The sequence below is a fragment of the Sinomonas sp. ASV322 genome, from assembly GCF_030908245.1.
Lineage (GTDB): Bacteria > Actinomycetota > Actinomycetes > Actinomycetales > Micrococcaceae > Sinomonas.
Genome location: NZ_JAVFJJ010000001.1, coordinates 296,815 through 309,550 on the forward strand (window position 1 = coordinate 296,815; position 12,736 = coordinate 309,550).

11 protein-coding genes are annotated in these 12,736 nt (G+C 68.0%); 10 read left to right on the plus strand and 1 reads right to left on the minus strand.

The window, feature by feature from the left end; all coding sequences use genetic code 11:
• Positions 1 to 9: 9 nt before the first annotated feature.
• Positions 10 to 660: an MBL fold metallo-hydrolase gene (locus tag RBS12_RS01350; protein WP_307964244.1), complete on the minus strand. Its 651-nt coding sequence runs from the start codon at positions 658 to 660 to the stop codon at positions 10 to 12.
• Between the two features lie 63 nt (positions 661 to 723).
• Between RBS12_RS01350 and RBS12_RS01355 the strand changes: the two genes are divergently transcribed.
• From RBS12_RS01355 to gap, 10 genes are all read left to right on the plus strand, one after another.
• On the plus strand, positions 724 to 1,101 hold the full coding sequence (locus tag RBS12_RS01355; protein WP_307964245.1) for a GntR family transcriptional regulator: 378 nt from the start codon (positions 724 to 726) through the stop codon (positions 1,099 to 1,101).
• A gap of 155 nt (positions 1,102 to 1,256) precedes the next feature.
• Positions 1,257 to 4,121: an excinuclease ABC subunit UvrA gene (gene uvrA, locus RBS12_RS01360; protein WP_307964509.1), complete on the plus strand. Its 2,865-nt coding sequence runs from the start codon at positions 1,257 to 1,259 to the stop codon at positions 4,119 to 4,121.
• Between the two features lie 102 nt (positions 4,122 to 4,223).
• On the plus strand, positions 4,224 to 4,985 hold the full coding sequence (locus tag RBS12_RS01365) for an HAD hydrolase-like protein (RefSeq protein ID WP_307964246.1): 762 nt from the start codon (positions 4,224 to 4,226) through the stop codon (positions 4,983 to 4,985).
• On the plus strand, positions 4,985 to 5,647 hold the full coding sequence (locus RBS12_RS01370; protein ID WP_307964510.1) for a lysophospholipid acyltransferase family protein: 663 nt from the start codon (positions 4,985 to 4,987) through the stop codon (positions 5,645 to 5,647). Before RBS12_RS01365 ends, RBS12_RS01370 begins: the two co-directional genes overlap by 1 nt.
• 74 nt (positions 5,648 to 5,721) lie before the next feature.
• Positions 5,722 to 7,659, plus strand: a complete 1,938-nt coding sequence (gene uvrC / locus RBS12_RS01375) for an excinuclease ABC subunit UvrC (protein WP_307964247.1) — start codon at positions 5,722 to 5,724, stop codon at positions 7,657 to 7,659.
• Between the two features lie 17 nt (positions 7,660 to 7,676).
• Positions 7,677 to 8,600: an RNase adapter RapZ gene (gene rapZ / locus RBS12_RS01380; protein WP_307964248.1), complete on the plus strand. Its 924-nt coding sequence runs from the start codon at positions 7,677 to 7,679 to the stop codon at positions 8,598 to 8,600.
• 7 nt (positions 8,601 to 8,607) lie between these two features.
• The gene (gene yvcK / locus RBS12_RS01385; protein WP_307964249.1) at positions 8,608 to 9,612 is read left to right on the plus strand and encodes a uridine diphosphate-N-acetylglucosamine-binding protein YvcK; all 1,005 of its coding nucleotides are present in this window, start codon (positions 8,608 to 8,610) and stop codon (positions 9,610 to 9,612) included.
• Positions 9,613 to 9,700: 88 nt separating this feature from the next.
• Entirely contained in the window at positions 9,701 to 10,681 is a 981-nt protein-coding gene (whiA, locus tag RBS12_RS01390) for a DNA-binding protein WhiA (RefSeq protein ID WP_307964250.1), read from the plus strand.
• Positions 10,682 to 10,792: 111 nt separating this feature from the next.
• Positions 10,793 to 11,416, plus strand: coding sequence for a superoxide dismutase (locus tag RBS12_RS01395; RefSeq protein ID WP_373886450.1), 624 nt, complete (start codon positions 10,793 to 10,795; stop codon positions 11,414 to 11,416).
• A 307-nt stretch (positions 11,417 to 11,723) separates the two neighbouring features.
• The gene (gap, locus tag RBS12_RS01400; RefSeq protein ID WP_307964251.1) at positions 11,724 to 12,731 is read left to right on the plus strand and encodes a type I glyceraldehyde-3-phosphate dehydrogenase; all 1,008 of its coding nucleotides are present in this window, start codon (positions 11,724 to 11,726) and stop codon (positions 12,729 to 12,731) included.
• Positions 12,732 to 12,736: the final 5 nt, after the last annotated feature.

The window sequence follows — 12,736 nt, forward strand, 5'->3', positions numbered from 1 at the left end:
GGCCTTGAGTCACCAGCCCCGCGCGCGCCACTCGTCGAGGTGCGGGCGTTCGGCGCCGAGCGTCGTCGGCGCGCCGTGCCCGGGATGCACGACGGCGTCGTCCGGATACACGTCGAAGAGCCGCTCGACGACGTCCCCGATCAAGAGGGTGAAGCGATCGGGATCCTTCTGCGTGTTGCCCACGCCGCCCGGGAACAGCGAGTCGCCGGAGAAGATGAGGTGCGGGCCGTCGTCGTCCTTGAGGACATACGCGATCGAGCCCGGCGTGTGGCCCCGCAGATGGACCGCCGTGAGGTCGAAGCCCTGGAAGTTCCCGACGTCGCCGTGGTCGAGCACGACGTCGACCGGCACCGGGATGCCGGATACGTCCTGCCGCCCGGCCGCCGTGTGGGCTCCGGTCTCGGCCACGAGCCCTTCGAGGGCCCGCACATGGTCCCAGTGCTGGTGGGTGGTGGCGATGAGCGCGAGCCGGGCAGGCGCCGACGCGTCCCCGGCTCCCTCGGCGAGGAGCGCACGGATGGCCGGGAGATCATCGGCGGCATCGATGAGGACCTGGTCGCCCGATTCCTTCGCCGTGATGACGTACACGTTGTTGTCCATGTCGCCGACCGCAACGCAGCGGACAGTGACGTGCTCGAGGTCGTGGATGAGGCTCGTCATGGCGCCAGTCTAGGTGCGGGCGTCCCGATGTGGTCCGTCTCGCGCGGCGCTACTCTGGTGCGCATGCAGGAAGCGGACTTTCCCGGGGCGTGGCGGCCCGACCAGAGCCAATCGATGCCGCTCTTCGAGCAGCTGCGACGGCATGTCGCCGACCTTGTGACAGTCGGCGGGCTTCCCGCCGGCAGAAGGCTTCCGCCGGTGCGCTCCCTCGCGGCCGAGCTGGGGGTGGCTCCGCATACCGTCGCCCGCGCGTACCGCGAGCTCGAAGAGGCCAAGATCGTCGTCACGAGGGGGCGTGCGGGAACGGTCGTCGCGCCCCGCGATGCCCGCGAGCAAGAGCTCACGACGGCGGCCGCCGCCTACGCTGCCGCGGCGCGGGCGCGCGGATGCGAGCTCGAAGAAGCTGTGCGGCTCCTCGAACAGGCCTATTCGCGGCTGTGATCAGACTTTCGCGCACCGGGGGAGCACGTTCACCGTGGGCCTCGGCGGTGCGTTGGAAGTTCGAAGACGTTTTCGACTAGCATGGTCCCGTGCAGACTGCTCCCACACCCACGGATCTGGCGGATCACGCCGCCCATGCGCGGGATGACGCACCCGTGAGCGCCCTCCGGGCCGACCTCTCCCGGCTCGTCGTCAAGGGGGCACGGGAGCACAACCTCCGGAACGTCGACCTCGACCTGCCCCGCGACGCAATGATCGTCTTCACGGGCCTCTCTGGCTCCGGGAAGTCCTCGCTCGCCTTCGACACGATCTTCGCGGAGGGCCAGCGCCGCTACGTCGAGTCACTGTCCGCGTACGCGCGGCAGTTCCTCGGCCAGGTCGACAAGCCGGACGTCGATTTCATCGAAGGGCTCTCGCCGGCCGTCTCGATCGATCAGAAGTCGACGAGCAAGAACCCGCGTTCGACCGTGGGCACTATCACCGAGATCTATGACTACATGCGCCTTCTGTGGGCGCGCGTCGGGCGTCCGCACTGCCCGATCTGCCACGAGCCCGTGACGCGGCAGACGCCTCAGCAGATCGTCGACCAGCTTCTCGATCTCGAGGATGGGACGCGCTTCCAGATCCTCGCTCCGGTGGTGCGCGGGCGCAAGGGCGAATTCGTCGACCTCTTCAAGGAACTTGCGGCGAAGGGCTACGCGCGCGCACGGGTGGACGGAGAGATCGTGCAGCTCTCCGAGGCTCCCAAGCTCGGCAAGCAGTTCAAGCACACGATCGAGGTGGTCGTCGATCGCCTCGTCGTCAAGGAAGGCATCCGCCAGCGCCTCGCCGATTCGGTCGAGACGGCGCTCGGGCTCGCGGAGGGCCGTGTTGTCGCCGATTTCGTCGACGTCGCGCCCGACGACGATGCCCGCACCCGGGCGTTCTCCGAGCACCTCGCGTGCCCGAACGAACATCCCCTGGCGATTGACGAGATCGAGCCGCGCTCGTTCTCGTTCAACAACCCGTTCGGAGCGTGCCCCGCCTGCACAGGCATCGGCACGAAGCTCGAGGTCGACGAGGAACTCGTCGTCCCCGATCCGCAGCTGAGCCTCAGCGAGGGAGCCATTGCTCCGTGGTCCCTCGGAACCGCCACCCAGGAATACTGGACCCGTCTCCTCGAAGGCCTCTCCGACGAGCTCGGCTTCTCCATGAACACGGCGTGGCACAGCCTTCCGCAGTACGCCCGCGACGCGGTTCTCTACGGGAAGGACCACAAGGTCGTCGTCCAGTACCGCAATCGCTTCGGTCGCGAGCGCAAGTACAGCACGGGCTTCGAAGGCGCCGTGTCCTACATTCAGCGCAAGCACGCCGAGACCGAGTCGGACTACGCGCGGGACCGCTACGCGGAATACATGCGCGAGATCCCGTGTCCCGAATGCGGGGGAGCGCGGCTCAATCCGGCGTCGCTCTCGGTCCTCGTGGGCGGAAAGTCGATCGCGCAGGTGTGCGCGCTGCCGCTGCGCGAGGCGAGCGAGTTCCTCGCGACCCTCGATCTGACCGAGCGCGAACGGCACATTGCCCATCAGGTCCTCAAGGAGATCGACGCACGCCTCGCGTTCCTGCTCGATGTCGGGCTCGAGTACCTCAACCTCGAACGCGCCGCCGGGACCCTCTCGGGCGGCGAGGCTCAGCGCATTCGGCTCGCGACCCAGATCGGCTCCGGCCTCGTCGGTGTCCTGTACGTCCTCGATGAACCGAGCATCGGGCTACACCAGCGGGACAACCGCCGTCTCATCGAGACCCTCACGCGACTTCGCGACCTCGGGAACACGCTCATCGTCGTCGAGCACGACGAGGACACGATTCATGAGGCCGACTGGATCGTCGACATCGGACCGGGCGCGGGCGAGCACGGCGGTATGGTTGTGCACTCGGGGTCGCTCGCCGACCTCCTCGAGAACCGGGGATCGCTCACCGGCGACTATCTCTCGGGGCGCCGGCGGATCGAGGTGCCGCGGAAGCGGCGGCCGATTGACCGCAAGCGCCAGCTCAAGGTCATCGGTGCCCGCGAGCACAACCTGCAGAACGTCGACGTGACGTTCCCCCTCGGCGTGCTCACCGGGGTGACGGGCGTGAGCGGTTCGGGCAAGTCAACTCTCGTGAACGAGATCCTGTTCAAGGTCCTCGCGAACCGGCTCAACGGCGCCAAGCAGGTCGCCGGTCGCCACACTCGCGTGGAGGGCCTCGAGCACCTCGACAAGGTCATTCATGTCGATCAGAGCCCGATCGGCCGCACGCCTCGCTCCAACCCCGCGACGTACACGGGAGTGTTCGACCACATCCGCAAGCTCTTCGCCGAGACCACCGAGGCGAAGGTCCGCGGCTACCAGCCCGGCCGATTCTCCTTCAACGTCAAGGGCGGCCGCTGCGAAGCATGCTCGGGTGACGGCACGATCAAGATCGAGATGAACTTCCTGCCGGACGTCTATGTCCCGTGCGAGGTATGCCACGGCGCCCGGTACAACCGCGAGACGCTCGAGGTCCACTACAAGGGCAAGACCATCGCGGACGTCCTCGACATGCCGATCGACGAGGCGGCCGAGTTCTTCGCGGCGTTCGGCCCCATCGCGCGTCACCTCACCACCCTCGTGGATGTCGGCCTCGGCTACGTGCGCCTGGGACAGCCCGCGACGACGCTTTCGGGCGGCGAAGCGCAGCGCGTCAAGCTCGCCTCCGAGCTCCAGCGACGCTCGAACGGGCGAAGCATCTACGTGCTCGACGAGCCGACGACCGGCCTTCACTTCGAGGACATCCGCAAGCTTCTCCTCGTGCTCCAGGGTCTCGTCGAGAAGGGCAATACGGTCATCACGATCGAGCACAACCTCGACGTCATCAAGAGCGCGGACTGGATTATCGACTTGGGCCCCGACGGGGGGTCCGGCGGCGGTCAGGTCGTCGCCACAGGGACTCCCGAGGACGTTGCCAAGGTCGAGGTGAGCCACACCGGACGCTTCCTGGCCGAGATCTTCGCGCGCTGATCGATGAACGCCGCGGAATGCGTGTCGCCCCCTGCGGCCGGCAATATGCCGTGAGATTCATGTGAGTTTTAGGCATGCCGATCGGTATGCGAGACTGTCCCGGTGACTGACAGCCCGGCCCTCGTGATCTTCGACCTGGATGGCACACTCGTCGATCCCGCCGGCAGCATCACCGGAGGCATCGCCTTCGCCCTTGAAGCCAACGGCCTGCCCGTGCCCGACGCGGCGACGCTCGATTCGATGGTAGGGCCGCCGCTTCTCGAGTCCCTGAGCCGTCTCGCAGAGGTTCCCGCCGACGTCGTGCCCGCGGTCGTCCACGCGTATCGGCGGCGCTACATCTCGACCGGAATGACGCAGAGCCGCCCGTATCCGGGCATTCCCGAGCTGCTCGATCACCTCCGAGGCGCGGGCTATCACCTTGCGGTCGCGACTCAGAAGCCCGAGGCGCTCGCGAAGAAGCTCTTGACCGTCCAAGGTCTCGACTCACGCTTCCACAGCATCCACGGGGCCCCCGATGATGAGACGCTGCCCCCGCTCGCGGACGGGAAGGCGAGCATCGTCGCCGCGGCCCTTGCCGTCAACCACGCCGTGCCGGAACGCTCTCTCATGATCGGAGACCGCCGCCACGATGCGGCCGGGGCCGAGGCCAACGGCCTCCGCTGCGTCGGTGTTGCCTGGGGCTTTGCCGAGCCCGGCGAGCTTGAGGTTCTCGAGCTCGCGGCCTACGTATCGGACGCGGTCGAAGCGGGCGCCGCCGTCGAACGACTTCTCCCTCTGGACGGGTATGCGGCCGTCCCCGCTGCTGCCCCTGTTCTGTCCGGGTCTGCAGACCCCGAACCCGTGGAGGCCGACTCGTGCCGCTGATGTACCAGGCAAGCCGAACGAGCATCCGAGCCCTCATCTCCGGCCTGTGCCGTCCGACCGTGACGGGTCTTGAGAACGTTCCCGTGGAGGGACCGTTCATCGTCGCGTCCAATCACCTCTCGTTCCTCGACTCGGTCATCATCCAGGCGCTCATGCCGCGCAAGGTCGGGTTCTTCGCGAAGGCCGAGTACTTTACCGGGCGGGGGGTCAAGGGCAAGCTCATGAAGGCCTTCTTCGAGGGCGTGGGTTCGATTCCGGTTGAGCGCGGCGAGCAGGCGGCCAGTGTCGCGGCCCTCAAGACGCTGCTCGACGTCCTTGAGCGCGGAGAAGGCGTCGGCATCTATCCCGAGGGAACGCGCTCGCGCGACGGGCTCCTCTACCGCGGCCGCACGGGCGTCGGCTGGCTCACGCTCACGACAGGTGCGCCGGTCGTGCCCGTGGGCCTCGAGGACACCGACAAGCTCCAGCCGGCAGGGAAGAACACCGTCAAGCCCCAGCATTTCAGCATGCGGGTCGGCGAGCCGCTCTACTTCGACAGGCTGGGCCCGGACCATTCCCTTCCCGTGCGCCGCGACGCAACGGACCGGATCATGGACGCCATCGCTGCCTTGAGCGGGCAGGAACGGGCTGACGGCTACAACAAGCCGCCGGCCCACGAGTAATCGCGGGACCACCCCGCCACCCTCACCCGCCCCACCACCCACATCAACCCAGCCACCCTCACTAGACTGAAGCAGTGGCAGATCCAGCGAGCTACCGGCCGAAGACCGGGGAGATTCCGACTGATCCGGGCGTCTATCGGTTCCGCGACCCGCACGGACGGGTCATCTACGTAGGCAAGGCGAAGAACCTCCGCCAGCGGCTCACGTCCTACTTCGCGAACCCCGCGACGCTCCTGCCGAAGACGTACGCCATGGTGCACTCCGCTGCGAGCGTGGAGTGGACGGTCGTCGGGAGCGAGCTCGAGGCGCTCCAGCTCGAGTACACGTGGATCAAGGAGTTCGATCCCCGCTTCAACCTCGCGTTCCGCGACGACAAGACCTACCCCTATCTCGCGGTGACGATGGGGGAGAAGTTCCCCCGAGTCCAGGTCATGCGCGGCGACCGCCGCAAGGGCACACGGTATTTCGGGCCGTACACCGCGGGCGCCATCCGCGAAACGATGGACACCCTCCTCAAGGTCTTCCCCGTGCGCAGCTGCAGCGCCGGGGTGCTTCGGCGGGCCGAGCAGAGCGGGCGACCGTGCCTCCTCGGCTACATCGACAAGTGCTCCGCGCCGTGCGTCGGCCGGGTCACGCCCGAAGAGCACTACGCAATCGCCGAGGACTTCTGCGCGTTCATGGGAGGCGAGGCAACGCGCTTCATCTCCCAGCTCGAGAAGAAGATGGCCGCGGCCGCGGAGGAGCTCGACTTCGAGACGGCCGCGGCCCTTCGTGACGACGTCATCGCGATGAAGAAGGTCTTCGAACGCAACGCCGTCGTCCTGTCCGAGGACACCGATGCGGACGTGTTCGCGGTCGAGGAAGACGATCTCGAGGCGGCCGTCCAGGTGTTCCACGTCCGCGGGGGCCGGATTCGCGGGCAGCGGGGCTGGGTCGTCGAGAAGGTCGAGGAAGCGACCGGCCCGGCCCTCATCGAGCACCTCCTCCAGCAGGTGTACGGCGCGCAGGCGGAGACCGATGCGCGCATTCCGCGCGAGGTCCTCGTTCCGGTGATGCCGGACGACGCCGAACAGCTCACCGCGTGGCTCTCGGGCCTCCGAGGCGCCAAGGTCGATCTGCGGGTTCCTCAGCGCGGGGACAAGGCGGCCCTCGCGAAGACCGTGCGTGAGAATGCGGTCCAGGCCCTCCGGCTCCACAAGATCCGGCGCGCGGGCGACATCACCAACCGCTCTCTCGCGCTCCAAGAGCTTCAGGAGGCCCTCGACCTGGCCGAGCCGCCCCTGCGCATCGAGAGCTTCGACATCTCCCACGTCCAGGGCACGAACGTCGTCGCCTCGATGGTCGTGGTCGAGGACGGCCTCGCCAAGAAGGCCGAGTACCGCAAGTTCGCCATCTCCGGCGAGGCCGCCCGGGACGATACGGCCGCGATGCACGACGTGCTCACCCGCCGGTTCCGCAACTACCTGGCGGAAAGGGACCTTCCCGTCGAGGAACGAGACCAGAGCCGCAAGTTCGCCTACCCGCCGAACCTCGTCGTCGTCGACGGGGGCCAGCCCCAGGTCGCGGCCGCGGCCGCGGCTCTCGCCGAACTCGGCATCGGCGATGACGAGGTGCGCGTCGTGGGCCTCGCGAAGCGGCTCGAAGAGGTGTGGCTCCCCGAGGGGGACTTCCCGGTCATCCTTCCCCGCGCGTCGCAGGGCCTCTACCTGCTCCAGCGCATCCGCGATGAGGCTCACCGCTTCGCGATCACGTTCCATCGCCAGAAGCGCGGCAAGGCCATGACGGCGTCCGCCCTCGACGAGATTCCCGGTCTCGGTCCGGCTCGCAAGAAGGCGCTCCTGTCCCATTTCGGCTCGCTCAGACGGCTCCGCGCGGCGACGGCGGAGGAGCTCGCCGAGGTCGCGGGCGTCGGTCCAGCGCTCGCCGCGACGGTCTTCACGACGTTCCACGGCCCCGAGGCCGAGGAAACCGAACCGGCGGTGAACCTCGCCACCGGCGAAATCCTCGACTGATTGGCTAGGCTGGGCGCATGACCCAGACCAGCGCGGCGGACCCGCACGAGCCCACTGAGCTGATGCCCGTCAAACCACAGTCGGCTGAGTTCCTCATCGTGACCGGCATGTCGGGGGCGGGGCGGAGTACGGCTGCCAATGCCCTCGAGGACCACGGCTGGTACGTCGTCGAGAACCTGCCTCCGCAGCTTCTCGGCACGCTGTCCGAGCTCATCGTCCACGCCTCGGACAAGATCCCGAAGCTCGCGGTCGTCATGGACGTGCGCAGCAAGGCGCTCTTCGCTGACATCCGCGAAGCCTTGCATGCCCTCGACACCCGAGGCATCGAGTACCGGGTCCTCTTCCTCGATTCGAGCGACGACGTCCTCATCCGCCGCTTCGAGCAGGGCCGGCGCCCGCACCCGCTCCAGGGCGGAGGGCGTATCCTCGACGGCATCACGGCGGAGCGGGCACTGCTCGCCGAGCTCAGGGAACAGTCCACGCTCGTCCTCGACACGTCGGACTACAACGTGCACGGTCTCGCGACAGCGATCACGGAGCTCTTCTCGGAGAAGGGGCCCGTCACGCTGCGGCTCAATGTCATGAGCTTCGGCTTCAAGTACGGGCTGCCGGCCGACGCCAATTACGTTGCCGACGTGCGCTTCCTCCCGAACCCGCACTGGATCCCCCAGCTTCGCCCGCACACGGGCCTGGACCCGGATGTGCGCGACTATGTCCTTGTCGCAAGCGGTGCGGAGGAATTCGTGACCCGCTTCGTCCACGCCCTCGAGCCCGTCCTTGCGGGATACCGCAAGGAGAACAAGCACTACGCGACGATCGCCGTGGGCTGCACGGGCGGCAAACATCGCTCCGTGGCGATAGCCGAGGAGCTCTCGAAGCGCCTCGCCCAGCAGCCGCGCGTCACGGTGACGACGTCACACCGAGACCTCGGGCGGGAGTGACGCACCGGTGTTCACTGGCCAGCTTCCCCTCGTCCCGCCGGGCGCAGGATCCTCGGGCGGCACGCCGAAGGGTCCCTCCGTCGTCGCCCTCGGCGGCGGGCACGGTCTCGCGGCGTCGCTGTCTGCGCTCCGCCTCCTGACGGCGGACCTCACCGCGGTGGTCACCGTTGCGGACGACGGCGGATCCTCTGGGCGCCTGCGCCGCGACTTTGGCGTCATCCCCCCAGGGGACCTTCGCATGGCCCTCGCGGCGCTGTGCGACGACACGGACTGGGGTCGCACGTGGCGTGACGTCATGCAGCACCGCTTCACGTCGCCCGCAGGGACGAGCGGGCTCGAGAACCACGCGATGGGCAATCTGCTCATCATGACGCTGTGCGAGCTCCTCGGGGACGTCGTCGACGGGCTCCGCTGGGCCGGCGCGCTGCTCGGTGCACGGGGCCAGGTCCTCCCGATGTCCCAGATTCCGCTCATGATCGAGGGGACGGTCGCATCCCCGACGGGCGGCCCCGGAGAACTCATCCGCGGCCAGGCCGCGTGTGCCGTCGCGGGCCGCCTCGAGGACGTCCGCCTCCTGCCCGAGAACGCTCCCGCGTGCCCCGAGGCCCTCAGCGCGATCGAATTCGCCGACTGGATCGTGCTCGGACCCGGCTCGTGGTACACGTCCGTCCTCCCGCATCTCCTCCTGCCCGAGATGCGCCAGGCTCTCTCCGACACGCCGGCGCGGCGCTGCCTCGCGATGAACCTCCTGAGCGACACGAAGGAGACCAGCGGGATGTCGGCGTCGGACCACCTTCGCGTCCTGCAGCGCACGGCGCCGGAGTTCACGGTCGACGCCGTCGTTGCCGAGTATGGGACCGTGGGGGACCCCGCCGAGTTCGAGCGCGCGGCGGCCGAACTCGGGGCCGAGGTCCATTTCGGTAGAGTAGGAGTTTCCGGCCAGCGCGCTGTGCACGATCCTTTGCGGCTCGCGGGGGCCTATCACGAAGTGTTCTCCGGCAGCGGGAAATGACGCGGCGGATGACAGAGGGCATGTTGACAGGGGAATGGATGATGGCAGCGCAGACGGCGTCCGAGGCAGCAGCGCAGGAGGCACCCGCGTGGCACTGACCCAGAGCGTCAAGGAAGAGCTCTCGCATCTCACGGTCAAGAAGTCCTCCGAGCGAAAGGCCGAGGTCTCCGCGATGCTGCGCTTCGCGGGGGGCCTGCACATCATCTCGGGGCGCATCGTCATCGAGGCTGAAGTCGATCTCGCGTCGACCGCGCGCCGGCTCAGGACAGCGATCTCAGAGGTCTACGGCCACTCGGCGGAGATCATCGTCGTCTCCGGCGGCGGTCTGCGGCGCGGGAGCCGCTACGTCATCCGCGTCGTGCGCGAAGGCGAGGCCCTCGCACGTCAGACCGGCCTGCTGGACAATCGCGGCCGCCCCGTGCGGGGGCTGCCCTCCGCCGTCGTCAACGGTTCGGCCGCGGACGCGGAAGCCGTGTGGCGCGGCGCGTTCCTCGCCCACGGCTCGCTCACGGAGCCGGGGCGCTCGTCGTCCCTCGAGGTGACGTGCCCCGGGCCGGAGGCGGCCCTCGCCCTCGTCGGCGCGGCGCGGCGGTTGGGCATCGCCGCGAAGGCGCGCGAAGTGCGCGGGGTCGACCGCGTCGTCGTGCGCGACGGCGACACGATTGCCGCGCTGCTCACGCGCATGGGTGCGCACGATGCGCTCATGGCGTGGGAGGAGCGCCGCATGCGCAAGGAGGTGCGGGCGACCGCGAATCGGCTCGCCAACTTCGACGACGCCAATCTGCGCCGCTCGGCGCAGGCGGCGGTCGCGGCGGGCGCGCGCGTGGAGCGGGCCCTCGAGATCCTGGGGGACGACGTGCCCGAGCACCTGCGGTACGCGGGGGAGCTGCGCGTGGCCCACAAGCAGGCGAGCCTCGACGAACTCGGGCGCCTCGCGGATCCGCCCCTGACGAAGGACGCGATCGCGGGCCGCATCCGCCGCCTCCTCGCGATGGCGGACAAGAAGGCGGTGGAGACGGGAATCCCCGGCACCGAAGCGAACGTTACGCCGGACATGCTTGACGGCTGATTCGCGACGGCTTTTCTGCGTCCGATCGGCGCATCTGCATAGGATGTAGCCGTCACCAGCCCGTCCCGCGATGCCAACGCGCGGCGGGGAACCGACCGATGGAGGATAGTTGTGACCTACGTACTGCCTGAGCTCCCGTACGACTACGCGGCCCTCGAGCCGAACATCTCGGCGCGCATCATGGAACTCCACCACGACAAGCACCACGCCGCGTACGTGGCCGGCGCCAACACAGCGCTCGAGAAGCTCTCCGAGGCCCGCGAGTCCGGCAGCTTCGCCGACGTCACGCGTCTCAGCAAGGACCTCGCGTTCCACCTCGGTGGCCACACGAACCACTCGATCTTCTGGAACAACCTGTCCCCGGAGGGCGGCGACAAGCCCGAGGGCGAGCTGGCCGCCGCCATCGACGAGTCGTTCGGTTCGTTCGACAAGTTCGTGGCCCACTTCAGTGCCGCGGCGACGAGCCTCCAGGGCTCCGGCTGGGCGATCCTCGCGTACGAGCCCCTCGGCGGCAACGTCGTCATCGAGCAGCTCTACGACCAGCAGGGCAACGTCCCCGTCGCGACGGTTCCGCTCCTCATGCTCGACATGTGGGAGCACGCGTTCTACCTCGACTACGTCAACGTCAAGGCCGACTACGTCAAGGCGTTCTGGAACATCGTCAACTGGGCAGACGTCGCTCGGCGCTTCGACGCAGCCCGCGCCGGCGCGCAGAAGCTCGTCCTTCCCGCGTGAGTCCTGTGCGGTTCTGTGAGCACTGAGTTGCTCGGGACCGCGCCCGGCTGGTGAGAGATTTCTGTCACATTGCGGGGATTTCACGCCGAAGGCCCTGAAAGAGGGCCCGTCTGTTCACGGACGGGCCCTTTTTCCGTAGGATGGGGTGCGGAAAGGCTCACCAGCCTTTCAGCCATGGACAATGGAGACTCGGGCTGCTGGCCTTTCCTTGTGCAAATCTCTGCCCAATGATGTGCGAGACCGTTCAGACAGTCCGAGCAGTCACCCAGGTGGGATGCTCGGCTGAGCATCAAGGAGAGCTACCAGAGTGACTACCCGCATTGGCATCAACGGCTTCGGCCGGATCGGCCGCAACTTCTTCCGCGCAGCGCTTTCCCAGGGCGCCGACCTCGAGATCGTGGCCGTCAATGACCTCACGAGCCCCGAGACTCTGGCCCACCTGCTCAAGTACGACTCGGTGACCGGCCGCCTGGGCGAGAAGGTCGAGGCCCGCGACGGCAACCTCGTCGTCGGCGGCAACGAGATCAAGGTCTTCGCGGAGCGCGACCCCGCGAACCTGCCGTGGGGCGAGCTCGGCGTCGACATCGTGATCGAGTCGACCGGGTTCTTCACGAAGGCTGCCGACGCGAAGAAGCACCTCGAGGCGGGCGCCAAGAAGGTCATCATCTCGGCTCCGGCCACCGATGAGGACGTCACGATCGTCATGGGTGTGAACGACGGCCTATACGACGCCGAGAACCACAACATCATCTCGAACGCGTCGTGCACGACGAACTGCCTCGGCCCGCTCGCCAAGGCCATCAACGACGCGTTCGGCATCGAGCGTGGCCTCATGACGACGGTCCACGCCTACACGGCCGACCAGAACCTCCAGGACGGCCCGCACCGCGACCTCCGCCGCGCGCGTGCCGCCGCGATCAACATGGTCCCGACCTCGACGGGTGCGGCGAAGGCCATCGGCCTCGTTCTCCCGGAGCTCAAGGGCAAGCTCGACGGCTTCGCGATCCGCGTTCCCGTCCCCACGGGCTCCGCGACGGACCTCACGGTCACGGTTTCCCGCGAGGTGACGCGCGACGAGGTCAACGCCGCGGTCAAGGCAGCGTCCGAGACGGGCCCGCTCGCCGGCTACCTCACCTACACCGAGGACCCGATCGTCTCGAGCGACATCGTGTCCGACCCGGCGTCGTCGATCTTCGACGCCGGCCTCACGAAGGTCATCGGCAACCAGGTCAAGGTCGTCTCGTGGTACGACAACGAGTGGGGCTACTCGAACCGCCTCGTGGACCTCGCCGAGCTCGTCGCGTCCAAGCTCTGAGACCC

What these genes read in the sequence shown, in the direction of transcription:
- rapZ (WP_307964248.1), top strand. Translation starts at nt 7,677, where the DNA reads ATGACCCAGACCAGCGCGGCGGACCCGCACGAGCCCACTGAGCTGATG.
- RBS12_RS01355 (WP_307964245.1), top strand. Translation starts at nt 724, where the DNA reads ATGCAGGAAGCGGACTTTCCCGGGGCGTGGCGGCCCGACCAGAGCCAA.
- RBS12_RS01370 (WP_307964510.1), top strand. Translation starts at nt 4,985, where the DNA reads ATGTACCAGGCAAGCCGAACGAGCATCCGAGCCCTCATCTCCGGCCTG.
- RBS12_RS01350 (WP_307964244.1), bottom strand. Translation starts at nt 660, where the DNA reads ATGACGAGCCTCATCCACGACCTCGAGCACGTCACTGTCCGCTGCGTT.